This is a genomic window from Photobacterium sp. MCCC 1A19761, assembly GCF_037389125.1.
Lineage (GTDB): Bacteria > Pseudomonadota > Gammaproteobacteria > Enterobacterales > Vibrionaceae > Photobacterium.
Map to the genome: position 1 here is coordinate 262,413 of NZ_JAZGTF010000001.1, position 24,724 is coordinate 287,136.

Genomic DNA, 24,724 nt, shown 5'->3' on the forward strand with positions numbered 1-24,724 from the left:
TCGCCGGATCAGTTTCGCTCACTCAAACAGGCCGCATCCCAGTATCAAACCCGCACGAGAAAAACAAACAAAATACTTATATTTCAATCAATTAAACATTTATTAAGGAAACATGTGTGTTTGTGTTTTCACCTCCCGCCCGGCCCTGGCTAGTCTGCCCATCCTGAACCGATATTCACCCCAGGCCACCGAAATCTCGCATCGGCGCTGCGCACGATTTGGGTGACCCCTTCAAATAATCACGAACGGAACCGAACAACAATGAAAAATATCACCATGGCCCTGCTGGCTGGCCTACTTCTCTCAGGCTGTGCCCGGCACATGATTCAGCAAGCGCAACTCGATCAGGTCAACTCGGTCGCAGTCGTCATGTATGCGGTCCCGCAAACCATCATTGCGGATGAGCGCAAGCCAACCGACATCAACGGCGACAAAGACATCGGCATCGCCGTCGACCCGTTGGCCATTGCCGGTCAATTGCTGGGCGGAACCACCCAAAAGGTCTTGAATGTTTTCGACAACATGGCAGACATCCAACAGGAAATCGACGGCAACGAAGCGGCCAATCTGACCCTCGCCGCCATGATCGCCGAGCTGCATCAGCAGCAACCATGGCAGTTCCTGACGCCCGAACAGGTTGCGGCAAACCCTGAGTACCAAAGCCTGAGCGCCGGCTTGCTGCAATCGCAGAGCATCCAGCTTCAGCAGCAAATCCGTCGAGACGCCGGTGTCCCGGACGGCTACCTGAATCTGGGTCTTCCTTACAGCCATGGTGAACTGATCAATTATTATGATTATCCGGAGTTTCGTCTGTGGGTAGAGAAAACTGCCCAGGCCCTCCAGGTTGATGCCGTCATGCTGGTCCATGACACCGGCTTTGCCACCGACCAACAGAGCCTGTTTCGCGGCGGCGATTGCTTCACCAAGTCAGCGTTCCACGTCGCGATGTTCAACCGCCGGGGTGAGCTGATTGTCGACACCCGGGGCTCGTTTGAGGAAGCGCCGGAAATTCCACAGCAAGGTTGCGTCAACGGAATGTTCCACAAAGCGGATTATAAGGCAGCATTGTTTGAACACGGCACCACGCAAGCCCGGGTGATTACTGAGCGCCTCAAGTCATCCTGATCCCGATAAAAAACACCGCCTCTCCCCAAGGCTTGAGGGGCGAGGCGGTGTTTGGACGCGGCTCACAAAGCGCAGGCAAATCGTGCCGGTTACAGCTGCGCTGCAACCTCATCTGAGATATCGCCGTTGTGGTAGACTTCCTGAACATCGTCCAGATCTTCCAGTGCGTCAATCAGGCGCAGCAGTTTCGGTGCCGTGTCTACATCCAGATCCGCTTTGGTTGAAGGCACCAGAGTCACTTCTGCGTTCTGCGCTTCAAAACCTGCCGCATCCAGCGCATCTTTCACCGGGCCGAAATCAGCCGGCGTGGTGTAGACATCCATGGAACCGTCATCATTGATTTCAACATCATCCGCACCGCCTTCCAACGCCGCTTCCATTACCGCGTCCTCATCCAGGCCCGGTGCATATGAAATCACCCCTTTCTTGTCGAACAGGTAATTCACGCTGCCGTCGGTACCCAGGTTACCACCGGCTTTGGAAAACGCGTGGCGCACACCGGAGACGGTACGGTTGCGGTTATCGGTCATACATTCAACCATCACCGCCGTCCCGCCCGGCCCGTAACCTTCATAGATCACGGTTTCCATGTTTTCGTCACCCTCACCACCGGCACCCCGGCCCACTGCGCGGTTTACCGTGTCACGGGTCATGTTGTTGGACAACGCCTTATCAATCGCAGCACGCAAACGTGGGTTGTTTTCAGGTTCGCCGCCGCCTTCTTTGGCAGCAACCACGATTTCACGGATCAGCTTGGTAAAAATCTTACCGCGTTTGGCATCCTGTGCTGCTTTACGGTGTTTGATATTGGCAAATTTACTGTGACCAGCCATGTCATTCTCCGGATTAAATTGGGCAATCTCTTGACCAAGTTTTACAACGTTAAGGTTTATACCCAAACCGCCTCAGATGGCACATTTAATGAGTTTGCTTGGGTATACACGTTAGAAACATATGCACGTTAGAAACGAAGACTGGCCTTTCGGCCAGTCTAAAATGAGATGTCGTGTTAAATTACACGTTTTCCTGTGGTTTCTTTGCTTCTTTCACCGCAATCGCCAGCTCTTCCAGTGCCGCTGGGTTCGCCACGCTTGGCGCGTCGGTCAGCAGACATGCCGCCGCCGTTGTTTTCGGGAATGCAATCACGTCACGGATGTTCTCGGTGCCGCACAGCAGCATCACCAGACGGTCCAGACCGAAGGCCAGACCGGCGTGCGGTGGTGTCCCGAACTTCAGGGCATCCAGCAGGAAGCCAAACTTCAGACGTTGCTCATCCGCTGCGATACCCAGGATGTCAAACACCGCAGACTGCATCTCAGCATTATGGATACGGACTGAACCGCCACCCACTTCGTAACCGTTGATCACCATGTCGTAAGCATTGGAGTTCGTTCCTGCCGGGCTCGCTTTCAGCGCTTCCGGCGTCACGCCCAGTGGTGAAGTGAACGGGTGGTGCATTGCGTGCAGGTTGCCTTCGTCGTCTTCTTCGAACATCGGGAAGTCAACGACCCACAGTGGTGCCCAGGCTTTGGTGTCGGTCAGTTCCATATCATTGCCCAGCTTCAGACGCAGTGCGCCCATCGCTTCTTCCACGATACGTTTCTTGTCTGCACCGAACAGGATGATATCGCCAGATTGCGCCTGCGTGCGATCCAGCAGCTGTGCAACCACCTCTTCATTCAGGAATTTGGCAACCGGTGACTGAACCCCGTCAAATCCGGCGTCGCGGTCGTTAACCTTCATCCACGCCAGACCTTTGGCACCATAGATACCAACGAACTTGGTGTATTCGTCAATTTGCTTACGGGTCAGCACAGCGCCGCCCGGTACACGGATCACCGCCACACGGCCTTTCGGATCGTTGGCAGGGCCGGAGAACACTTTGAAGTCCACATCTTTCAGGATATCGGCAACATCAACCAGCTCCAGCGGGTTACGCAGATCCGGCTTGTCCGAACCGAAACGACGCATGGCTTCGGCGTACGGCATCACCGGGAAAGTGCCCAGATCCACGTCCAGCAGCTCTTTCCACATTTGTGCGATCATGCGCTCAGTCACGTCACGGACCTGATCGGCACTCATGAACGAGGTTTCGATATCGATCTGGGTAAATTCAGGCTGACGGTCAGCACGCAAGTCTTCATCACGGAAACATTTGACGATTTGGTAGTAACGGTCAAAACCAGACATCATCAGCAGCTGTTTGAACAGCTGTGGTGACTGTGGCAGCGCATAGAAGCTGCCTTTATGTACGCGGCTCGGTACCAGGTAATCACGGGCACCTTCCGGGGTCGCTTTGGTCAGAACCGGCGTTTCGATATCCAGGAAGTCGTTGCTGTCGAGGAAGCGACGCACGAAGCTTGACGCTTTGGCACGCAGCTTGATGCGATCGCTCATTTCCGGGCGGCGCAGATCCAGGTAGCGGTATTTCAGACGCTGCTCTTCAGTGTTCTTCTGGTTGAAGTCCAACGGCAGAACATCAGAGCTGTTGATAATTTCCAGACCTTTGGCCAGCACTTCAACTTCACCGGTGGCCATGTCTTTGTTGATTTGGCTTTCCGGGCGAGTGCGTACTTCACCGGTCAGGCGGATACAGAACTCGTTGCGCAGGTGGTTTGCCACGTCGAAAACATCTTTCATATCCGGATCGACGACTACCTGAACAATACCTTCACGATCTCGCATATCAATGAAGATAAGACCGCCTAAATCACGGCGACGGTTAACCCAGCCGCATAACTCTACTGTTTGTCCTGCAAGGGACTTGTTCAGGTGACCACAATATTGGGTGCGCATATGAATTTCCCGATCTGTTTACTTAACTCTCCTGTGCGCGCCTTCGCTCGGCGAATTGGATTTGGGGCACAGGCTGGTTCAATCCCCGGCCGCTTTGGTTAATCTTTATCCGAAATAAAGCTTTGAGGCCGCCGGGAGGCGAAAATAACGAGCTATTATAAAGCAAAAACGTCACTGTAGGAAAAACCCCGGGCGGAAATCAAGCAAAAATACACCGCTTGCGTCGCCGGATTTGACCTGGCCCGGCCGGACTCTTCACAATAAGTCCTTCACGTCCGGGCAAAGCCAAGCCACGGACCCGTGCGTACGGTCAGGGTTTCGCCTGAGTGCGCGTTATCCACTGACAGGAACATCGATCATGCCTGCAGCTTCCATCCGCCCTTTACGTCTTGGCCTGGCCATGTGGTCACACAGCCACTGGCAGCACAGCCTGTACGGTGCGGGCTGCAAAAGCGGCGAGCGCCTGGCCCGCTATGCCGAGGTCTTTGATACCGTCGAAGGCAACACCACCTTTTATGCCACGCCGGCCATGACGACCGTACGCAAATGGGCGGCGGCCACCCCGGATGACTTCCGGTTTACCTTCAAGCTGCCTTCGGCCGTCACCCACCAGCACCAGCTGAGTCACTGCGATCAGCTGCTGGCCGATTTCTTCTCGGTAATGGAGCCGGTGGTGCACAAAGTGGGGATCTGGAAAATACAGCTCCCGGCCAGTTTCGGCCCGGCCGCCCTGCCTGCACTGGAGAAGTTCCTGCGCCGCCTGCCGACCCGGTTTACCTGTGGCGTTGAAGTGCGCCATCCGGCATTTTTCGCCAAGGGGGAGGACGAAAAAGCCCTCAACCGCCTGCTCATCGCGCACCAGGCCAACCGGATCATCATGGACAGTCGCCCGGTGTTCGCGGCCCCGCCGACCTCCGAGGCGGTGATCGACGCCCACCAGAAAAAGCCGCAGGTGCCGGTGCATGCCATTGCCACCGCCGACCAGCCGGTGATCCGCTTTATCGGCCACCCCGACGATTTGAGCAACGATCCCTTCTTTGCCAACTGGCTGGCCCGGTTGCCGCTGTGGCTGCGCGAGGGCAAACAACCTTACCTGTTTATCCATACCCCGGATAACAACCAGGCACCAGAGCTGGCCGTTCGGCTATACGCCCAACTCCGGCAACAAATGGCGCAACAGATTGCCCTGCCCGACATCGCGCTGCCGCCTTCCGCCGACAGCGCACAATTTCAGTTACTCTGAGCGAGCGAGGCCGAGCGCACAATTGGCTAAAGACAAATGGCCGCATTTTCTCTACAATACGCGGCCTTTCCGCCAGTGACGGAGCACACGGCGTCACTTCAGGGTTCCCCGTTCGGGATCCGGTTCGTATATAGTTAAGAGGTTCGTGATAATGGCAGGCCGCGATAACATTTTTGCTGCGCCCATCGACAAACTCGGCGATTTCACCTTCGATGCGCGGGTGGCCGAAGTTTTCCCGGATATGATCCAGCGCTCGGTGCCGGGCTACAGCAACATCATCTCGGCAATCGGGATGCTGGCTGAGCGTTTTGCCAAGCCACACTCCAACATTTACGACCTGGGCTGCTCCCTGGGCGCCGCAACCCTGTCGATGCGCCGCCACATTCAGCAAGAAGGCTGCGAAATCATTGCGGTCGACAACTCCGCCGCCATGGTCGAGCGCTGCCGCCTGCATCTCGACGCCTACCGCTCCGATACCCCGGTCCGGGTGATTGAAGCCGATATCCGCGATATCGAGATCAGCGACGCCTCCGTCGTGGTACTCAACTTCACCCTGCAATTCCTGGCGCCGGAAGACCGCCGCACCCTGCTGGAAAACATCTACGCAGGATTACGCCCGGGCGGTATTTTAATCCTGTCGGAAAAATACGTGTTCGAGAACGAGCAAGCCCACAAGTTGCTGATTGATCTGCACCACGACTTCAAACGCGCCAACGGCTACAGCGAGCTGGAGATCAGCCAAAAGCGTAGCGCGATTGAAAACGTCATGCGTCCGGACAGTATCGACACCCACAAACAGCGCCTGACCGAGATCGGGTTCAGCAGCACAGAAGTCTGGTTCCAGTGTTTCAACTTCGGTTCCATGTTCGCTATCAAATAAGGTTATTGCTTCACTATGTTCAGTTTTTCCGAGTTTTACCAACTCATCGCACAACATGACACCTTGCGCCCATGGCTTAACATCCTGCCGAAACAGCTCAGCGACTGGGAAACCGCCGAGCACGGCGACATGGGCCGCTGGCTACGGGCGCTGAAAAAGTTCCCGACCGACAAACCGGACACGATTGATCTGAAAACCCAGGTCAGCGTCAGCTACGAAGAAGGCGTGGCCGACGGCGAGCAAAAACGCCTGGAGAGCCTGTTGCGCCTGCTGCACCCGTGGCGTAAGGGGCCATACCATATGCACGGTATCCATATCGACACCGAATGGCGCTCCGACTGGAAATGGGATCGCCTGCTGCCGCATATCAGCCCGCTGCACGGCCGGAGCGTGCTGGATGTCGGCTGCGGCAACGGCTACCACATGTGGCGGATGCTGGGCGAAGGCGCCAAGCTGACGGTCGGGATCGACCCGTCGAACCTGTTCCTGATCCAGTTTGAAGCCATCAAGCGCCTGATGGGCCAACAGCACCCGGCTTACCTGCTGCCGCTCGGCATCGAGCAACTGCCGGAGCTGAAAGCCTTTGACACCGTCTTCAGCATGGGCGTGCTGTATCACCGCCGCTCACCGCTGGATCATATTGTTCAGCTGAAAAACCAGCTGCGCAAAGGCGGCGAAGTGATCCTGGAAACCCTGGTGATCGACGGCGATGAAAATGCCGTGCTGGTCCCGACCGGCCGCTACGCCCAGATGCACAACGTCTTCTTCTTCCCGTCCGCCAAGGCCCTGAAGGTATGGATGGAGAAATGCGGCTTTGTTGACGTACGAATTGTCGATGAATGTGTCACCACCACCGACGAGCAGCGCTCGACCGACTGGATGACCAATAATTCATTGCCTGAATACCTCAACCCGCAGGATCCGTCCAAAACCATTGAAGGCTACCCGGCGCCGAAACGGGCCATCCTCATTGCCACAAATCCTGACTGAGGATTGACAAGGGATGCTATTCGCATCCCTTTTTGTAGGCTAAAATAACCCGCCATGTAGTTGAAATATCAAATAACAGGCGCTCCCGAGAGCAATTCAAAAACCCGCATGCCGCGTCACGGACCACAGCGCCCCTGCACCCTTTTTCTGCTCTGCGGCCGCATTGGCCCACGCCGGTAGCGATATTTCAACAACACAATACTCGACTGTTACTCATAGAAATAATAAAACGCCCAGGAGTTCTCATGTTGCGCCGCTATGTGCCTTTGTTCACCGTCGCCCTGCTTTCCGGCTGCACACTTACGCAGGCCGATAATCAACACGAAAAAACCATGCAGGCCATCAACACGATGGAAAACCGGGTGAACTATCAGCTTGCGACCATGATCCAGCAAATTGACGAGCAAAATGAGTACATTGCGAACCTGGAAAAAGAACTTTCTGCCATTTCTGAAGAGCTCTCCCGCCCGCCGCAACCACAGCCTGCGCCAGCCCCGGTCTATCAAGGTAAAAAACAGGACTCCGTCAAGCTGACCGACCCGGCCCGGGAAGCAAAAGTGGCTCATGGAAAAGTGATTTTGGGCGAAGAAGAATGGGTTTGGCTAGACTCAATACAATCGTTCTTTAAAGCCAGAGTCGATACCGGTGCCACAACGTCATCGCTCAATGCCGTTGATATCCAGGTGTTTGAACGGGACGGAAAAGAGTGGGTTCGCTTCAATTTAAACCATGCTGAGGATAACCCACACGCCAAGCCGGAAATCATCGAGGCACCGATTGTCCGCTGGGTGAAAATCCGCCAGTCCGCACTCGAGGAGCCGACACGGCGGCCGGTGATCGAAGCCTGGCTCAAACTGGGACAGTTGCATGAGAAAACGCAATTTACCCTCGCGGATCGCAGCCAGATGACTTATCCGGTCCTGTTAGGCCGCGAGTTCTTCAAAGATATTGCTTTAGTGGATGTCGGCAAAAAATTTGTCCAGGGAATGAACGAACAGAGAATACCAACAACAAATTAAGAGGCTGTCATGTCGTCTAGAATCCCGTTTTATTTCTTAATCACGTTACTCGTTATTGCGGGCGCGGCGCTGAGCCTGTATCGCCATGACGTGTACGGCGTGCCTTGGACGCCGGGTGAAAAACGTGCGCTGTGGGAACTGGAAGCCCGGATCGAATTCGATGCCATCGGCGATCCGGTCAAAGTCTCGATGGCCGCCCCGGAAACCCAGCAGGGATTTACCCTGATTGATGAGAGCACCTCCTCGCCGGGTTACGGTGTCGCCCTGATTGATACCGATATGGGCCGCCGGGCCGAGTGGTCCATCCGCGAAGCGTCCGGCAAGCAAGTCCTTTATTACAAAACCCAGATGCTGGTAGACCGTCAGGCCAGCTTCAGCATCGAGCCCCCGAACAATGATGTGCCGTTGTCGGTCAGCATGGACAACCCGCAGCAGACCGCCGCGGCTGCCCTGCTGAGCCGCGCCCGCAGTCTATCGGCCGATAACGTCACCCTGACCCGGGAGCTGATCAAAGCCCTGAACGACAAATCCAACCAGAATGCCTCGCTGCTGCTCAACAGCATGAGTCGCGAGCAGGCTCTGATGAACCTGCTGTCGCTGGAAGGGATCTATACCCGGATGGTCGGCGGCCTGCAGCTGGAAGACGGTCGCCGTCGCCAGAGCATCAGCCCGATGCTGGAAGTATGGGACGGTGAGAACTGGAACCTGTTCGATCCGCAATCCGGCCGCGAAGGCCGACCGGAGAACATCCTGGTCTGGAACCAGCACGGCCACTCCCTGCTGGATGTGATTGGCGGGCGCAATTCCAACATCAGCTTTTCGATCATCGCCCAGGACATTACCCCTCAGCAGGCGACCCGGGATAAAATTCAGGCCGAAGATCTGCTGAACTTCTCGATCCACAGCCTGCCGGTTGAAGAGCAAGCCATGTTCAAGACCATTATGCTGATCCCCATCGGGGCCTTGGTGGTGGTCTTCCTGCGGATCATTGTCGGCCTGAAGACTTCCGGGACCTTTATGCCGGTGCTGATCGCCGTGGCCTTTGTCCAAACCCAGTTGCTGCCCGGGATTCTCGGTTTCCTGCTGATTGTCGGTACCGGCCTCATTATCCGCAGCTACCTTTCCCGACTGAACCTGCTGCTGGTGGCCCGGATTTCGGCGGTGATCATCACAGTGATCCTGATCATCTCCGTCTTTGCCGTGGTCGCCTTTAAGATCGGCCTGGTCGAAGGCTTGTCGATCACTTTCTTCCCGATGATCATCCTGTCCTGGACCATCGAGCGGATGTCGATTCTGTGGGAAGAAGAAGGCGCCAAAGAAGTGCTGATCCAGGGCGGTGGCTCCCTGCTGACGGCTGTGCTGGTCTACCTGTCCATGACCAACGGTTTGGTCCGCCACCTCACTTTCAACTTTATCGGAATTCAGCTGATTGTGCTGGCGTTGATCCTGATGCTGGGGAACTACACCGGCTACCGCCTGAGCGAGTTGCGTCGCTTCAAACCGCTGGCGGAGAGCTAAGCCATGATGTCATCCTTCTTTTCCCAGTTCACGTCACCCTTCAAGCTGCGCCAGCGCGGCATCATGGGCATGAACCAGCGCAATCACAGCTATATCGGCCGCTACAATGACCGCAGCCTGTATCCGCTGGTGGATGACAAGCTGAAAACCAAACGGATTGCCCAGCGCGCCGGCGCTACGGTGCCCGAGCTGATCGGCGTGATCGACAGCCAGGTATACGTCAAACGCATCCATGAGATGGTCAAGGACTGGCCCGGCTTTGTGATCAAACCGGCCCAGGGATCCGGCGGCAAAGGGATCCTGGTGGTGGTCAAACACAAAGACGGGATTTATGTGAAACCGTCCGGGGTCGAGATGAACAAGCAGGACGTGGAGCGGCACATCACCAATACCCTGGCCGGTCTGTTCTCTCTCGGCGGGAAAAACGATGTGGCCATGGTCGAGAACCTGATCCAGTTCGATGACGTTTTCGACGGCTTCAGCTTTGAAGGGGTGCCGGATATCCGGGTCATCGTGTTCAAAGGCTATCCGGTGATGGCGATGATGCGCTGCTCCACGGCTGCATCCGACGGCAAGGCCAACCTCCACCAGGGCGCGGTGGGGGTCGGGCTCGACATCGCCACCGGCAAAGCCGTCCGGGCGGTCCAGTTTGACCATCCGGTCGAGCGGCATCCGGATACCGGTCGGCTGCTGAGCGAGCTGGTGGTTCCGGAGTGGCACCGGCTGTTGACCCTGGCCGCCAGTGCCTGGGAAATGGCCGGGCTGGGCTACATGGGCACCGATATGGTGCTGGATAAAGTCAAAGGGCCGATGGTGCTTGAGCTGAACGCCCGTCCGGGATTGGCGATCCAAACCGCCAACGGATGCGGCCTACTGCCCCGGCTGCGCCATATTGAGAACCTCGGCACCCCCAATCTGCCGTTGACCCCGGAGCAACGGGTCGACTACGCTGCCGAGCAGTTCGGGAGCCATCCTCAGTTCGAGTGACTTTTTCTTTTCGTTTCTGCCCCGGCTCGCCCGGGGCTTTTTTCGGCACCCATCTCCCCCAGATACGCATCCGGACGCATTAAATCCGTCAATCTCGCGCCGGATTGGTATAAAATGGACCATCATCACCGCCACCGATGGGACCTTCAGGATGACACCAACGCCACACCCTCTTTTCGATCAGCCGGTCGATCGCCGCAACAGCAACAGCGTGAAATGGCAAAAGTACAAAGACCGGGATGTACTGCCCATGTGGGTGGCCGACAGCGATTTCAAAGTCCCGCAAGCCATTACGGATGCACTCCACCGCCACGTCGACCATGGTGTGTTTGGCTATGGCCGGGCCCCGGAGCGACTGACTGAGTTGCTGATCGATCGGATGTGGCAGCGCTATCAGTGGCGCATTGAGCCGGATTGGATTGTCTATTTGCCGGGTCTGGTCTGCGGCATTAACCTGACCGTCCGGGCGCTCACCCAGCCGGGAGAAGGCGTGATCAGCCCCAAACCGATTTACCCGCCGTTTCTCTCAGCCGCCAAGCTCGCTCAGCGGCCGCTCGGTATCGCCCCGGTTACCTTGCAGGATAAACGCTGGTTGCTGGATCTGAACCAGACCGATGTCACACCGGATTCGAAACTCCTGTTGCTGTGTAATCCGCTCAACCCGGGGGGCACCGTGTTCCGCCGCGAAGAACTTCAGGACATCCTGGCGTTTGCCGAGCACCATGATTTGTTTGTCTGCGCCGATGAAATTCACAGTGATTTGATCCTGGACCCTGACGCCAGGCATATCCCGTTCGCCAGCCTCAGCGACAGTGCCGCGCGACGCTCGGTCACCCTGATCGCCCCGAGCAAAACCTTCAACATTGCCGGACTAGGCGCATCAATGGCCATTATTCCGGACCCGGCACTGCGCCGCCGTTTTCTCAAGGCCAAGGCCGGCATCGTCCCTGATGTCAACGTGCTGGCGTACACCGCGGCCCAGGCGGCCTACGAAAGCTGCCAGCCCTGGCTGGAGCAGCAGCTGGCGTTTCTGCGCCAGCACCGGGACCGGCTGACCACACGCATCAACGCCATGCCCTATCTCAAGCTGCACCCGATTGAGGCCACCTACCTGGCCTGGATTGATGCCTCGGCCCTGCCCGTCCCCAGCCCGTTCAAGTTTTTCGAGCAGGCCGGTGTCGGGCTGTCACCGGGCGCAGATTTCGGAAACCCCGGTTTTGTCCGACTCAACTTCGCCTGTACCAGCCAGACCCTAAATGAAGCTCTGGATCGGATGCAAGCGGCTATCGACGCGCTCGACTAGCACCGGCTGACCATCCCGGGTAAAAAAAACTTAAAGTTCCGACGCTTCGCTCCGATACATCAGGTAAGACTCATTTCCTGTTGAACCCTGATTTACCGGAGCAAAACCGTGTCATCCATGCAGGTCCATACCCTCGACAAAGCACTGCTCATCCACGAAGGGCAGCTGGGCAGCCACCTCAACCATGCGGTTGAAGGCGGTCGCCGGGCTGACTTTGCGTTGATGCTGGCCATGCTGTCGCCGGATCGGCTGGAAACCGTGCCGGTGGATGCCCCCCCAGCCCCGGGGAAAACCGAAGAAGAGCTGCGAGCTTACTTTGAGCTTCAGCCGCCACCGCCGCTCACGGTCTCAGAGCACTGCTACGAGAACAGCGCCGCGCAGGCAGCCACCTTCCATCGAAGCGGCTTGAGTGATGTCCGCCTGCTTCAGGGCCTGCAACCCATTGCCCTCGACTTTCCGCCGCAGGGGACCAAAGGATTTCCCGAAGAGGTTTACCACAACCTCTCCGGCCATGAACGCCGGATGCTGCCGCCCAAAGAAGAAGCCGGCATCCAGGCTTCCCCGCAGGATCTGTACCTATCCCTGATCCAGGCCAAGCGCTACGCCGAAATGCAGCGAATCGCCTAAACAAGACGTCCCCGTGAACCTGCCATGACGCCCGCTCTTTTCGTGATAGACGTCATAGCTTTGTGATGCCCGAAACGCACCCTGCTCACACTTCACTAACATTGTTACGGGACGTGGGGGAATTGGGCACTTTTTCACAGTTCACAACCCGGGTCAGTGTCACGATGCCAGCCATATCGTGGCAGTGATCGGTTCCGTGCCGGCCTGCGTATCCTGATCACTACCAATCGTTCTCAAAACAACTGTGAATCAATGAAACAGTGAATCAAAGCATCAGTGAAACAAAGCAACAGTAAAACAAAGCAACAGCGGCGCAACCGCGATAACGCACTGGGCATCGAACAACTGACAGTTGTGCCCGTTGAATTCAAATGATGGCCCGAAACGTCAAGGGGAAGACAGGTTATGAATATCGCGCAATCAGTTATTGTCGTCACGGCTGCCGGATGCCCGATGGGCAAAGCGATTTCACTTCACTTTGCTTCCCTCGGTGCCAAGCTGGCACTGGTCGATATTGAGGCGTCGCGACTGGCGCAAGTGCAGCAGGCATGCCTGTGTGCCGGCGGAGATTCCGATACGTTTTTGCTCACGGCCCAGGATGAAACCTCGATCGCACAGCTGATCCGGGATATTGACCACCGATTCGGGGCCATTGATGTATTGATTAACTACTGGCAGAACGCGGAACTGCCTTCCTTGCTGGAGCCGACCTCCGTCGACCGCTTTTGCCGCTCGATGATCGAAGGTGCGACGCCTTTTTTCATTTTCGGGAAACACACCGCCAGCTACATGCGCGAACACCACAGTGAAGGGGTGATCATCAACCTGGCCGCCAGCTACCTCAACCCCGACCAACCCGCCAACAGCAGCTCAAAAGCCATGATCTCCGGGCTGACCCAAAGCTGGGCCAAAGAGCTGGCCGAATTCAATATCCGGGTCGGTGGCGTCGTTCCATTGTGCCTGGAGCGCCAACCTTGTCAGACCGACTGCACCCTCAGCCTGCCAATGCAGTATGAAATTGTCCGCTGCGCCGAGTATATCGTGGCTAATGATTACTTTAACGGCCGGATGATTGAAGCCGAGGCTGGCTAACCTGAAATCACAGGCCGAAACCTGAGACCGAGCGCCTGCCTGAACACCAGTTTGAACACCTGACGACCACACAACCCACCATCGCTGTTTTCACCGCAAAAAAAAAAGCCCGCCATATTGGCGGGCTCGTAGTGCGTTGTACAGCAAGTGCGCTAGCTATAACAACTAATTTTATGGCTTAAGCGGTTGTCGCGGCTTTTTTCGCTTTCGGTGCTTCAGTCGGCTTCTGATCGGCTTTCTTTTTGATCACCGTGGTGCCTTCGAAAGTTTCACCTTCCACGTAAGCCTTCCCGTAGTAGGAAGCAACCAGCACATCTTTCAGTTCGCTGATCAGTGGGTAGCGTGGGTTCGCACCGGTACACTGGTCATCGAATGCTTCGACAGACAGCTCATCCAGTTTGGCCAGGAAGTCAGACTCTGGTACACCGGCAGCCTGAATTGACTTCGGAATTTCCAGATTTGTCTTCAACTCGTCCAGCCATTCCAACAGACGCTCAATTTTCTGTGCTGTACGGTCACCCGGCAGAGACAGACCCAGATGGTCAGCCACTTCCGCATAACGGCGGCGAGCCTGTGGACGGTCGTACTGCGAGAACGCCGTTTGCTTGGTTGGGTTGTCGTTCGCGTTGTAACGCACCACATTCGAAATCAGCAGGGCATTCGCCAGGCCGTGCGGCAGGTGGAACTCAGCACCGATTTTGTGCGCCATGGAGTGACATACCCCCAGGAAGGCGTTGGCAAACGCGATACCGGCAATGGTCGCGGCGTTGTGCACTTTCTCACGGGCAATCGGGTCGTTGGCACCGTTGGCGTAGCTTGAAGGCAGATATTCTTTCAGCATCTTCAGCGCTTGCAGTGCCTGGCCGTCAGAGTACTCGTTCGCCAGGACTGAAACGTATGCTTCCAGCGCGTGCGTCACCGCATCGTAACCACCAAAAGCAGTCAGTGACTTCGGCATGTTCATCACCAGGTTGGCATCAACAATCGCCATTTGCGGCGTCAGCTCGTAGTCTGCCAGCGGGTATTTCGCACCCGTTTTGTCGTCTGTTACCACCGCAAAAGGTGTCACTTCTGAACCGGTACCGGAAGTCGTGGTGATACATACCAGCTCGGCCTTCTGACCCATTTTCGGGAACTTGTAGATACGTTTACGAATATCCATAAAGCGCATCGCCAGCTCTTCGAAGTGTGTTTCAGGATGCTCGTACATCACCCACATGATTTTCGCGGCATCCATTGGTGAACCACCACCCAGCGCCAGAATCACGTCAGGCTGGAAGCTCTTCATCGCTTCAGCACCTTTCTCAACCACAGACAGGGTTGGATCCGCTTCAACATCAAAGAACGTCTGAACTTCCATGCCTTGTGCTTTCAGCAGGCTGACCACTTCATCAGCATAACCGTTGTTGAACAGGAAGCGGTCTGTCACCAGGAATGCACGTTTCTTACCTTCCAGATCGCTCAGGGCAATCGGCAGACTGCCGCGACGGAAGTAAATTGATTTCGGTAGTTTGTGCCACAGCATATTCTCAGCTCGCTTCGCTACTGTCTTCTTGTTGATTAGGTGCTTCGGACCCACGTTCTCAGAAATTGAGTTACCGCCCCAAGAACCACAACCCAGCGTCAGTGATGGCGCAACGTTGAAGTTGTACAGGTCACCGATACCGCCGTGCGTGGTCGGGATGTTGATCAGAATACGCGCTGTTTTCAGCTTGTCACCGAAGTAACGGATACGGTCTTGGTTCACATCCTGGTTGGTGTACAGACCTGAGGTGTGACCGATACCGCCGATCTCGACCATGGTGACCGCCTGAGCAACCGCATCTTCAAAGTCAGTGGCACGGAACAGGCCCAGTGTCGGAGACAGTTTCTCGTGTGCAAATGCATCATCGTAAGAAACTTTGCCCAGCCCTTCACCGATCAGCACTTTGGTATCTGCCGGTACTTTCACGCCAGCCATCTCGGCGATCTTGGTTGCAGGCTGACCCACGATGTTGGCATTCAGGTTGCCTTCAATCAGCAGCACATTACGCACTTTCTCGGCTTCGGCTTTGTTCAGGACATAACCTTTGTGCGAGGCAAAGCGCTCTTTCACTTCGTCATACACAGAATCTACGACAATCGCTGCCTGCTCTGAGGCACACACGACACCGTTATCGAAGGTCTTCGACATCAGGATAGAAGCCACCGCACGTTTGATATCGGCAGTTTCGTCAATCACAACCGGCACGTTACCCGCACCAACACCGATCGCTGGTTTACCGGAAGAGTAAGCCGCTTTCACCATGCCCGGGCCACCGGTGGCCAGGATCAGGTTGATATCATCGTGCTTCATCAGGGCATTGGACAGTTCAACCGATGGCTGATCGATCCAGCCGATAATGTCTTTTGGCGCACCTGCCGCAACTGCCGCATCGAGGACCAGTTTGGCTGCCGCGTTGGTTGATTCTTTGGCACGTGGGTGCGGCGAGAAAATAATTGCGTTACGGGTTTTCAGCGAAATCAGAGATTTGAAGATTGCTGTCGACGTTGGGTTGGTGGTTGGTACGATACCGCAGATGATGCCGACCGGCTCTGCAATCGTCATGGTGCCCAGGTTATCGTCTTCGTCCAGGATCCCGCAGGTTTTCTCGTCCTTGTATTTGTTGTAGATAAACTCGGAGGCAAAGTGGTTTTTAATCACTTTATCTTCAACAATACCCATTCCTGATTCAGCTACAGCCTGTTGGGCCAGAGGAATACGTGCATTGTTCGCTGCCAGAGAAGCGGCACGGAAGATTTTGTCAACTTGCTCTTGAGAGTAAGTTGCAAACTCTTTCTGAGCAGCTTTGACGCGCGCAACCATTGCATCTAATTCAGCCATATTTGTGACAGGCATAGTTAACTCCTAACTTAATATTGAAAACTTTTTAATAAGGATACGTCTTCATTCCTTCAGGTTACCGGGTTCAGAAAACACGCTTTTTCTACAATCCGATAACACACATACTTAGTAAATTGCTTTCAAAACTGATTATATTGTTTCACTGCGTGAAAAAAATTGATTTAGATCAGTTGTCCCTCTAAAGGAGGATACAAAATCAACGTGCCACAATAAACCCAACAAAAACAATCATCTATAATTAACATGGATTAGTTTCATATGTATTTTATTGAAGCACGTTAGTTCCCTGATCATCATGGCGGGCAGCCGCAGAATAATATTTCGTAATAAATCTACATTTTTACTCATATGTTTCCGCCGCTGTTCGGTCAGCCCGCCATCAAGTTTGCAACAAAATCAGCCTTGCTTGCACATCAACTACCCATTTAGCGTAATTCATATTGCAACCGCTTTACAGCTAAGTAACACAATCTTCACTGATAATTATTCGTAAGGAGAGAAATAATTTTTTTTTATTGGAGCTGGTTAGAACTTTGCCTTAAAGTAGCGCCGATTTTCAGGCTCAGCCCTTCCCTATCTGGTAAATGAACCACCATGCAAACGATCGATATCGCGATATTTTTACAGTTCTTTGTCGGCCTGATCGCCGCCGTCAACCCGATCGGTATCATGCCGGTCTTTGTCTCACTGACCGGCCATATGAATGCCGAGGAGCGGAGCAAAACCGCCATTACCGCCAATCTTGCCGTCGCCGTGATCTTGACGGTCTCACTGCTGGCCGGCCAGTTTTTGCTGGATATGTTCAGTATTTCCCTCGATTCATTCCGGGTCGCCGGCGGCCTGCTGCTGCTCAGCATCGCCTTCTCGATGATGAGCGGTAAGCTGGGTGAGGATAAACAGAACAAACAGGAAAAATCAGAATCGATCAGCCGTGAACAAGTCGGGGTGGTTCCGCTCGCCATGCCGCTGATGGCCGGACCGGGTGCGATCAGCTCCACCATCGTCTACGGCTCGCGTTATCCGGGTATCGGCAGTACGCTGGGGATCATCGCGACTATCGCACTGTTTGCCCTGGGGTGCTGGCTGCTGTTTCGGGCCGCACCGATTATTGTCCGGTTTCTCGGCCAAACCGGTATCAACGTCATCACCCGGATCATGGGCCTAATCCTGGCGGCACTCGGCATCGAGTTCATCGCCAACGGCCTGCGCGCGCTCTTCCCCGGCCTTGCCGCCTGACCCCAGATTGAAGGCGGACTGGAATTGTCCGCCTTATCCTTTCAACACATTGTTTATCCACACGTTCCCTTATATGCTATTGAAACAATGCAATTTGAAGGGCGCAGGCCGGTGGAAACACTTACCCGTAAACAAAAACTGTTCGAGATTATTTTTGGTACCCAAACCAAGGCCGGCCAGTATTTCGATATCGCGCTTATCCTCGCCATCCTCTGTTCCGAGCTGATCCTGATTTTAACCTCAATGCAGTCGGTCTCAGCGCCATACGGCGACAGCCTGCTGGCTCTGGAGTGGGTGTTCACCGCCCTATTCACCATCGAATATGGCTTGCGTCTGTATTGCTCGCCCAAACCCTGGGCTTATGCCCGAAGCTTTTACGGCATTATCGATCTGCTCGCCGTTTTGCCGAGCTATCTTGCCTTCCTGTTCCCTGGTTCAAACTACCTGTTGATTATTCGTCTGATCCGGGTGATGCGGATCTTCCGAATCCTGAAACTGGCGCGGTTTCTAAAAGACTCTAACATCCTGCTGCGCTCGCTCATCATGGCTCAGCGCAAAATATTGGTTTTTTTCAGTTCGCTGGCCATTCTGGTGACCGTTTTGGGCTCACTGCTGTTTATTATTGAGGGTCCTGAACATGGCTTTACCAATATTCCAGCCGGGATCTACTGGGCCATTGTGACCATTACCACGGTCGGCTATGGTGACATCGTGCCGCACACCGCACTCGGCAAAGCCCTGGCTGCGTTTACCATGCTGCTGGGTTATTCCATTATCGCGGTTCCGACCGGGATCATTACCGCCGAGCTCAGCCAGGAAATGCGCACCCAACGTAGTTTAATCCGTTGTACTAACTGCTCCGCCAGCGGCCATGAAACCGATGCCCACTACTGCCGAAAATGCGGCACGGAATTACCGGAACAGCTGTGATCCTCCCATCAACCGCCCATACGCAAAAAGCCAGTCGACAGCGACTGGCTTTGGTTTTCTGGGGGCAACTCGACCCGCAGCGGGTTATTTGGCTTCCAGGAAATGGACTGCTTTATCCGGGAAGTCGGTAAACACGCCGTCAACGTTGGCAGTGTTATAGAAGATATCCAGCATATCGCTGAAATCATTCGCATAAGCCGGGATCCGGCCGGTGTCGCTACGGAAAGTATACGGGTGAACCTGCATCCCCTGCTCATGCGCCGCTTTCACCAGGCCGGTTAGCTTGATATTCCCTTTGGTCGACTCATCCGAAACCACCATAGGTTTCCACGGACCGATCCCGTCGGCGTATTTGGCCAACACTTCCATCCCGCCTTTAGCGAACATCCAGTCATAGTTATACGGCTGGGCCTGGTCGTTTTTGTCATAGACCATGGTTTCGTTCCAGTCGGTATAGGCCATCAGCTGAACCAGCTTCACATCCATGCCCATCGCCGGCATCAGCTCATCATGAATGCGCTTGAGTTCATCAAAATCAAAAGTCTGCAAGTACACTTTGCTGGCTTTTGTGGTGTAACCGTATTGCTTGAGCACCTTCAGCACCGCACGGCTGATATCTTTGCCTTCATGGCGGTGGAACCAAGGTGCCTTAATTTCAGGATAAATACCAATATCGTAACCCAGCGTCTTGTTCAGGCCCTGGATCATTTCGATCTCTTCTTCCAGTGTCGGCACTTTGAAATCAGACTGCCACATCGGGTAACGGTCCGGGAATCCCTGAACCTGCTTCCCGTCTTTGATATTAAAACCTTCGGTGACGCTCAGCTGTTTGATTTCAGCCAGGGTAAAGTCGATTGCGTAATAGCGGCCATCCTGACGGGCACGATCCGGGAACACTGCAGCGACGTTGGTCACGCGATCCAGGTAATGGTCATGGAGCACCACCAGGCGATCATCTTTTGTCATCACCACATCCTGCTCGATGTAGTCGGGCTTCATGGCATAGGCCAGGGCTTTTGCCGGCAGTGTGTGCTCCGGCAGGTAACCGGATGCGCCGCGGTGAGCAACGACAATCTTGTCATCTGCGGAACCGGCAACGGAGGACTGGGCTTGAGCCAGCATCGGGGTCAACAGGCTGGCGCCAATCAGCGCAGCAATAGCGTGCTTTTTCATTATTATCACCAAATACCAGAGCGATTAACGTTGAGTGATTGCGAAACAAACACTCACAAACGCTCAACATAATAATGATTTGCGAAAAATTCATGACAGAAACATGGCATAAATGTGATCTTTTCTGTACATCGGTGACAACGTTTACTTTAAATGGTGATCTAGTCCACACTTTTGGATCAGGTAACCGGGACCGGCATAAAAAAACCGGAGCATTTGCTCCGGTTTTCAAGACGATAGACTGTTTATGACTGAATCACTTGCGACGCCAGGTCGTGCCCTGCGGGCCGTCTTCCAGGATAATCCCCATCGCGGTCAGTTTATCACGTGCTTCGTCGGCAGCCGCCCAGTCTTTGGCCGCACGTGCATCCAGACGTTGCTGGATCAGCGCTTCAATTTCAGTCACATCCTCTTCGACGCCCGCGCCACTTTGCAGGAAGGCTTCCGGCTCCTGGCTCAGCAGACCCAGGATATCCGCCAGCTCACGCATTTGCGCGCCCAGTGCTGAAGCCGCCGCCATATCTTCTGCTTTCAGGCGGTTGATCTCACGGGCCATATCAAACAGCACCGAGTAGGCTTCTGGCGTGTTGAAATCGTCGTCCATCGCTTCTTTGAAGCGTGCAACAAACGTTTCCCCGCCTTGTGCGGCCACGCTGCTATCCAGCCCGCGCAGCGCCGTGTACAGGCGCTCCAGTGAAGCACGCGCCTGCTTGAGGTTCTCTTCGCTGTAGTTCAGCTGACTACGGTAGTGACCGGACATCAGGAAGTAACGCACAGTTTCGGCATCGTAATGCGCCAGCACATCGCGGATGGTAAAGAAGTTCCCCAAGGATTTGGACATCTTCTCGCGATCGACCATCACCATGCCGCTGTGCATCCAGGTATTCACATACTGAGCACCGCTCGCACAGCAAGACTGGGCAATTTCATTTTCATGGTGCGGGAATTGCAGATCGGAGCCACCGCCGTGAATATCAAAGTGATCGCCCAAAATGGCGGAGTTCATCGCTGAACACTCAATGTGCCAGCCCGGACGGCCCGGTCCCCAAGGTGATTCCCAGGTCGGCTCACCCGGCTTGGACATTTTCCACAATACGAAATCCAGCGGGCTGCGCTTGGCCGTTTCGATATCAACCCGGGCACCGGCTTGCAGTTGCTCCAGATCCTGTTTCGACAACTTGCCGTACTCGTCGTATTTGCTGACTTCGAACATCACATCGCCGTTGTCAGCCACGTAGGCAAAACCGCGTTCGATCAGGCGCTCACACATGGTGATAATTTCAGCGATATAGTCGGTCGCACGCGGTTCGATATCCGGGCGCTGCATGCCCAGAGCATCAAAGTCGGCATACATTTCGCCGATCAGACGCTCGGTCAGGGTGTCACAACTTTCACCGTTTTCCGCCGCACGTTTGATGATTTTGTCGTCAATATCAGTGATATTGCGCACAAACGTCAGGTCGTAACCGGAGTAGCGCAGGTAACGTGAAACCACATCGAACGATACGAAGGTCCGGCCATGGCCGATGTGACACAAATCATAAATAGTAACCCCACAGACGTACATGCCTACTTTGCCAGGCTGGATGGGTTGAAATTCCTCTTTCTGTCTTGTGAGCGAGTTATAGATCTTTAACATGTCTCGTAATTACTCATTTTATGGGGTTACATTCAGACAGGTAATTACACCCGTTATAACCCGTTATGGCAAGGAAAAATGCGGCAAATCGGTGTTCATCGCCGATGGTAATCCACGGAAACGAACGCCGGCTCGATTCCCCTGCCAAGCTGGTTCCCTTCACCCCATCCTGCACAGCAGCACGCGGTGCCGTGATTGCGGAATTTCCCGTTTCATCCCCGAGTCACCTATAGTTATACCAGATGACGCGTCATCAGGTTGATATTCAACCACAATGATTCTGGCACCCGATAACTGACGAGAAAACCTCCACTTCGGTTCTCAGCACTAAGTGATTGATCGCAGATCATATTGACGCTTTGCCTTAGTCAGTTAGAATCCAATGTTTAAAACAGTAGACTTCCATAAAGGACAAGCTCATGGTAACGCTTCACACCACCTTCGGTGATATCAAAATTCAGCTTAATACAGAAAAAGCGCCTGAAACATGTGCGAACTTCCTCCAGTACTGCCGTGACGGTTTTTATGACGGTACCCTGTTCCACCGCGTGATCGACGGTTTTATGATCCAGGGCGGCGGCATGGCATCTGGCATGGTTGAGAAAGAAACACGCGCGCCAATCAAGAACGAAGCGAACAATGGCCTGAGCAACAAAGTCGGCACCCTGGCCATGGCTCGTACCATGGAGCCGCATTCAGCCAGCTCTCAGTTCTTCATCAACGTCAATGACAACAAATTCCTGGACTTCAAATCAGAGTCTCCGGACGGTTGGGGTTACTGTGTTTTCGCTGAAGTGGTTGAAGGCATGGACGTTGTCAACAAAATCAAAGCCGTTGCAACCGGCAACTGGGGTTACGTTCACCAGGACGTTCCGGTTGAAGAAGTTGTGATCAACAACGTGACCATCGAAGAGTAAACCCTACTCTCAGGGCGACCTTCCGGTCGCCCTTCCTTTCTTATGACGACATTATTTATTTCTGATCTGCACCTCAGCGCCGAACGCACCGATATTACCGACTGCTTCTTGACCTTTATGAAAGAGGAAACACAGGGGATCGATGCGCTGTATGTGCTGGGCGATTTATTCGAAATGTGGGTGGGTGACGATGACCACTCGCCGTTTCATCAACAAATCAAAACCGCCTTCAAACAGCTGACCGATTCGGGCATCCCTTGCTATTTCATCCACGGCAACCGGGATTTTCTGGTTGGGAAACAGTTCAGCCGTGAGACCGGCGTGACGCTGCTGCCAGAACATACGGTCATTGATCTGTATGGTCAGCCAACCCTGATCCTGCATGGCGACACCCTGTGTACCCTGGATGAGGGCTATCAGGCATACCGCCGGAAAGTCCACAATCCGCTGATCCAATGGCTCTTCCTGCGCCTACCGCTGGCACTGCGCCGCCGGATCGGCAACCGGTTACGCCAGAGCAGCAGCACGGCAAACCAAGAAAAACAGCAAACAATCATGGACGTGACCCCGGCCGCCGTCGTGGACGCCATGGCAGCGCATCAGGTGAGCACCATGATCCACGGCCATACCCACCGGCCAGCCATCCACCAGCTCACAGTGCAAGGCCAGCCCGCCCGGCGAATCGTCTTAGGCGATTGGTACGATCATGGCTCGGTGTTGGTCTGTACCCCGCAAACATGCGAGTTGCAAACCCGCACGTTTGCGCCGGCATAACCTGTCGCGAAAATTGCCACACCCTATTTGTTACCCCGTGATCACAAAGGTACCGGAGACACGTACCTTTGTGGTTCACGACCATCACTGTCGCCCGAATGCCTCACCAAGCTCACGCAGCCGAATCAATTCACGCAAGCCAATTGCGTGTGAATGGCGGTTTACATCACAAACCTTGTCACAACTGGGAGCGTAAGGGATAATTTATGCGGAAAAAGGCTGATAATCGCGTTAGCCTGTATTTTCAGTTTGCTAGTTTTATCACGACGTGGCAGCCAAAACTTTTGTAGTATGGTTTATGCAAATGCCATTATCCTAAAAATCACCGCAATCATCGGTATAACACAATTATTCAAAAACGTAGATGCATTCATACCTCGCCCGACAACCTGTGCTGAACAGAAACAAAGAAACCGTTGGTTACGAATTGCTGTTTCGCGATGGTCCCGACAACTGCTTTCCGGAAATCGGCGATGAACAAGCAACCAACCGATTATTAGCGGATAATTTCTTTACCCACAGTGCCAAGAAAGCCACCGGGGGCAAACTCGCGTTTATCAATTTCCCCTATTGCAGCCTGATCCAGCGTACCCCGCTGATGTTTTCCAAAAAAAGCTTCATCATTGAAATTCTGGAAACCTGCGAGCCGACGGATGAATTGTTAGAAGCCATCATGGAGCTACATCAGCAAGGCTACCTGCTGGCACTGGATGACTTTGTACCCAGTGAAGCTTGGAACCGCTTCCTGCCGTATGTACATTTCGTCAAATTTGACGTGCAGGCGACTCCCATCGCCAAAGCCGGATTTTTTATTCGTCGCCAGCGCGAGCGGGTCGAGCACCTGAAATTCCTGGCCGAAAAAGTTGAGACCCATGAGGAATTCGAGGCCGCCCGAGAAGCCGGATTCGACTTTTTCCAGGGTTATTTCTTCAGCCGGCCGGAAATGATCCAGCGAAAAACACTCACGCCCTGCGCGCTGACGACGCTGCGACTGTACCAGGAAATCAGCCAAGATAACGTCGACTACAAGAAGGTCGAGACCATCATCGCCAATGATGTCTCTCTCTCCTACAAGTTGCTGCGTCATGTCAACAACATGACCTCTTCGCTGGCCAAACCCATCACCTCCTTCCGGCAGGCTTTGGTTTACCTCGGCGAAGAGCGGCTGCGTCGCTTTATCAGCTTTGTCGCCACGGCGCATGCGACGGAAAGAAAGCCCCGCTCTCTGTATGGCCTTTCAGTTCAGCGTGCCCAGTTTTGCGAGCGGCTCAGTAAAAAACTATCGCCCGCGGTTTCGGGCAGCCAAGCGTTCCTAGCCGGGCTCTTTTCTCTGCTCGATTCTCTGCTCGATCAACCCATTGAAGAGCTCATTACCCAACTGCCGCTGAGCGAAGAAGTCAAAGATGCCGTCATCCACCAGCAAGGCCAGCTCGGCGCACTGCTGAAGCTCAGCCAAGCCTATGATCAAGCCGACTGGGAGCAGGTCACCGAGCTGTGTAAAACCCTGTCGGTTGCTGAATCTGTCGTTGCAGAACTCTATCTGGAATCTTTACAATGGAGTTCCTTTATCGAGAAAGCATCCGCCGAATAA

General features: G+C 54.4%; 20 protein-coding genes. 15 read left to right on the top strand and 5 right to left on the bottom strand.

All coding sequences use genetic code 11. From position 1 onward, the window contains the following. Nucleotides 1–261: 261 nt before the first annotated feature. A complete protein-coding gene (locus VV869_RS01135; protein WP_337733188.1) occupies nucleotides 262–1,125 on the top strand; it encodes a hypothetical protein in 864 nt (287 codons plus the stop codon). 89 nt (nucleotides 1,126–1,214) lie between these two features. Here the strand turns inward: VV869_RS01135 and VV869_RS01140 are convergent, their stop codons facing one another. Further along, complete coding sequence (locus tag VV869_RS01140; protein ID WP_337733189.1) at nucleotides 1,215–1,958, bottom strand: YebC/PmpR family DNA-binding transcriptional regulator; 744 nt, start codon at nucleotides 1,956–1,958, stop codon at nucleotides 1,215–1,217. 181 nt (nucleotides 1,959–2,139) lie between these two features. Then, nucleotides 2,140–3,921, bottom strand: a complete 1,782-nt coding sequence (aspS, locus tag VV869_RS01145; protein ID WP_337733190.1) for an aspartate--tRNA ligase — start codon at nucleotides 3,919–3,921, stop codon at nucleotides 2,140–2,142. 358 nt (nucleotides 3,922–4,279) lie between these two features. Between aspS and VV869_RS01150 the strand changes: the two genes are divergently transcribed. The 9 genes from VV869_RS01150 to VV869_RS01190 all read left to right on the top strand — a co-directional run bounded on the left by VV869_RS01150 (nucleotide 4,280) and on the right by VV869_RS01190 (nucleotide 13,580). Continuing rightward, nucleotides 4,280–5,164, top strand: a complete 885-nt coding sequence (locus VV869_RS01150; RefSeq protein WP_337733191.1) for a DUF72 domain-containing protein — start codon at nucleotides 4,280–4,282, stop codon at nucleotides 5,162–5,164. 151 nt (nucleotides 5,165–5,315) lie between these two features. Beyond that, on the top strand, nucleotides 5,316–6,044 hold the full coding sequence (gene cmoA, locus VV869_RS01155; protein WP_337733192.1) for a carboxy-S-adenosyl-L-methionine synthase CmoA: 729 nt from the start codon (nucleotides 5,316–5,318) through the stop codon (nucleotides 6,042–6,044). Nucleotides 6,045–6,059: 15 nt separating this feature from the next. Then, on the top strand, nucleotides 6,060–7,034 hold the full coding sequence (gene cmoB / locus VV869_RS01160) for a tRNA 5-methoxyuridine(34)/uridine 5-oxyacetic acid(34) synthase CmoB (RefSeq protein WP_337733193.1): 975 nt from the start codon (nucleotides 6,060–6,062) through the stop codon (nucleotides 7,032–7,034). A 245-nt stretch (nucleotides 7,035–7,279) separates the two neighbouring features. Further along, on the top strand, nucleotides 7,280–8,053 hold the full coding sequence (locus VV869_RS01165; RefSeq protein WP_337733194.1) for an ATP-dependent zinc protease family protein: 774 nt from the start codon (nucleotides 7,280–7,282) through the stop codon (nucleotides 8,051–8,053). Between the two features lie 9 nt (nucleotides 8,054–8,062). Then, complete coding sequence (locus VV869_RS01170; protein ID WP_337733195.1) at nucleotides 8,063–9,571, top strand: inactive transglutaminase family protein; 1,509 nt, start codon at nucleotides 8,063–8,065, stop codon at nucleotides 9,569–9,571. Nucleotides 9,572–9,574: 3 nt separating this feature from the next. Next, the gene (locus VV869_RS01175; protein WP_337733196.1) at nucleotides 9,575–10,558 is read left to right on the top strand and encodes an alpha-L-glutamate ligase-like protein; all 984 of its coding nucleotides are present in this window, start codon (nucleotides 9,575–9,577) and stop codon (nucleotides 10,556–10,558) included. A gap of 151 nt (nucleotides 10,559–10,709) precedes the next feature. Beyond that, complete coding sequence (locus tag VV869_RS01180) at nucleotides 10,710–11,861, top strand: MalY/PatB family protein (RefSeq protein WP_337733197.1); 1,152 nt, start codon at nucleotides 10,710–10,712, stop codon at nucleotides 11,859–11,861. Nucleotides 11,862–11,978: 117 nt separating this feature from the next. Then, nucleotides 11,979–12,488 (top strand): VC2046/SO_2500 family protein, encoded by a 510-nt coding sequence (locus tag VV869_RS01185; protein WP_337733455.1) that lies wholly within the window; start codon nucleotides 11,979–11,981, stop codon nucleotides 12,486–12,488. Between the two features lie 405 nt (nucleotides 12,489–12,893). Beyond that, entirely contained in the window at nucleotides 12,894–13,580 is a 687-nt protein-coding gene (locus tag VV869_RS01190) for an SDR family oxidoreductase (protein WP_337733198.1), read from the top strand. Between the two features lie 178 nt (nucleotides 13,581–13,758). On the opposite strand, the gene adhE is transcribed toward VV869_RS01190, so the two are convergent. Next, nucleotides 13,759–16,458: a bifunctional acetaldehyde-CoA/alcohol dehydrogenase gene (gene adhE / locus VV869_RS01195; protein ID WP_337733199.1), complete on the bottom strand. Its 2,700-nt coding sequence runs from the start codon at nucleotides 16,456–16,458 to the stop codon at nucleotides 13,759–13,761. Between the two features lie 600 nt (nucleotides 16,459–17,058). Between adhE and VV869_RS01200 the strand changes: the two genes are divergently transcribed. Both VV869_RS01200 and VV869_RS01205 read left to right on the top strand, forming a co-directional pair. After that, nucleotides 17,059–17,700 carry a YchE family NAAT transporter gene (locus tag VV869_RS01200; RefSeq protein ID WP_337733200.1) on the top strand — a complete coding sequence of 214 codons (642 nt, stop codon included), beginning with the start codon at nucleotides 17,059–17,061 and terminating at the stop codon, nucleotides 17,698–17,700. 87 nt (nucleotides 17,701–17,787) lie between these two features. Next, nucleotides 17,788–18,630, top strand: coding sequence for an ion transporter (locus VV869_RS01205; RefSeq protein ID WP_443147281.1), 843 nt, complete (start codon nucleotides 17,788–17,790; stop codon nucleotides 18,628–18,630). An 84-nt stretch (nucleotides 18,631–18,714) separates the two neighbouring features. Here the strand turns inward: VV869_RS01205 and glpQ are convergent, their stop codons facing one another. Further along, nucleotides 18,715–19,779 (bottom strand): glycerophosphodiester phosphodiesterase, encoded by a 1,065-nt coding sequence (gene glpQ, locus VV869_RS01210; RefSeq protein ID WP_443147286.1) that lies wholly within the window; start codon nucleotides 19,777–19,779, stop codon nucleotides 18,715–18,717. A gap of 280 nt (nucleotides 19,780–20,059) precedes the next feature. After that, nucleotides 20,060–21,442 (bottom strand): cysteine--tRNA ligase, encoded by a 1,383-nt coding sequence (gene cysS / locus VV869_RS01215; protein WP_337733203.1) that lies wholly within the window; start codon nucleotides 21,440–21,442, stop codon nucleotides 20,060–20,062. A gap of 419 nt (nucleotides 21,443–21,861) precedes the next feature. On the opposite strand from cysS, the gene VV869_RS01220 reads away from it, so the two are divergent. From VV869_RS01220 to VV869_RS01230, 3 genes are all read left to right on the top strand, one after another. Continuing rightward, a complete protein-coding gene (locus tag VV869_RS01220) occupies nucleotides 21,862–22,359 on the top strand; it encodes a peptidylprolyl isomerase (RefSeq protein WP_261602144.1) in 498 nt (165 codons plus the stop codon). A gap of 42 nt (nucleotides 22,360–22,401) precedes the next feature. Further along, the gene (gene lpxH / locus VV869_RS01225) at nucleotides 22,402–23,133 is read left to right on the top strand and encodes a UDP-2,3-diacylglucosamine diphosphatase (protein WP_337733204.1); all 732 of its coding nucleotides are present in this window, start codon (nucleotides 22,402–22,404) and stop codon (nucleotides 23,131–23,133) included. A 364-nt stretch (nucleotides 23,134–23,497) separates the two neighbouring features. Next, on the top strand, nucleotides 23,498–24,724 hold the full coding sequence (locus VV869_RS01230; RefSeq protein WP_337733205.1) for an EAL and HDOD domain-containing protein: 1,227 nt from the start codon (nucleotides 23,498–23,500) through the stop codon (nucleotides 24,722–24,724).

Coding starts and splice junctions, on each gene's coding strand:
- VV869_RS01135 (WP_337733188.1), top strand. CDS start 262: ATGAAAAATATCACCATGGCCCTGCTGGCTGGCCTACTTCTCTCAGGC.
- VV869_RS01140 (WP_337733189.1), bottom strand. CDS start 1,958: ATGGCTGGTCACAGTAAATTTGCCAATATCAAACACCGTAAAGCAGCA.
- aspS (WP_337733190.1), bottom strand. CDS start 3,921: ATGCGCACCCAATATTGTGGTCACCTGAACAAGTCCCTTGCAGGACAA.
- VV869_RS01150 (WP_337733191.1), top strand. CDS start 4,280: ATGCCTGCAGCTTCCATCCGCCCTTTACGTCTTGGCCTGGCCATGTGG.
- cmoA (WP_337733192.1), top strand. CDS start 5,316: ATGGCAGGCCGCGATAACATTTTTGCTGCGCCCATCGACAAACTCGGC.
- cmoB (WP_337733193.1), top strand. CDS start 6,060: ATGTTCAGTTTTTCCGAGTTTTACCAACTCATCGCACAACATGACACC.
- VV869_RS01165 (WP_337733194.1), top strand. CDS start 7,280: ATGTTGCGCCGCTATGTGCCTTTGTTCACCGTCGCCCTGCTTTCCGGC.
- VV869_RS01170 (WP_337733195.1), top strand. CDS start 8,063: ATGTCGTCTAGAATCCCGTTTTATTTCTTAATCACGTTACTCGTTATT.
- VV869_RS01175 (WP_337733196.1), top strand. CDS start 9,575: ATGATGTCATCCTTCTTTTCCCAGTTCACGTCACCCTTCAAGCTGCGC.
- VV869_RS01180 (WP_337733197.1), top strand. CDS start 10,710: ATGACACCAACGCCACACCCTCTTTTCGATCAGCCGGTCGATCGCCGC.
- VV869_RS01185 (WP_337733455.1), top strand. CDS start 11,979: ATGCAGGTCCATACCCTCGACAAAGCACTGCTCATCCACGAAGGGCAG.
- VV869_RS01190 (WP_337733198.1), top strand. CDS start 12,894: ATGAATATCGCGCAATCAGTTATTGTCGTCACGGCTGCCGGATGCCCG.
- adhE (WP_337733199.1), bottom strand. CDS start 16,458: ATGCCTGTCACAAATATGGCTGAATTAGATGCAATGGTTGCGCGCGTC.
- VV869_RS01200 (WP_337733200.1), top strand. CDS start 17,059: ATGCAAACGATCGATATCGCGATATTTTTACAGTTCTTTGTCGGCCTG.
- VV869_RS01205 (WP_443147281.1), top strand. CDS start 17,788: ATGCAATTTGAAGGGCGCAGGCCGGTGGAAACACTTACCCGTAAACAA.
- cysS (WP_337733203.1), bottom strand. CDS start 21,442: ATGTTAAAGATCTATAACTCGCTCACAAGACAGAAAGAGGAATTTCAA.
- VV869_RS01220 (WP_261602144.1), top strand. CDS start 21,862: ATGGTAACGCTTCACACCACCTTCGGTGATATCAAAATTCAGCTTAAT.
- lpxH (WP_337733204.1), top strand. CDS start 22,402: ATGACGACATTATTTATTTCTGATCTGCACCTCAGCGCCGAACGCACC.
- VV869_RS01230 (WP_337733205.1), top strand. CDS start 23,498: ATGCATTCATACCTCGCCCGACAACCTGTGCTGAACAGAAACAAAGAA.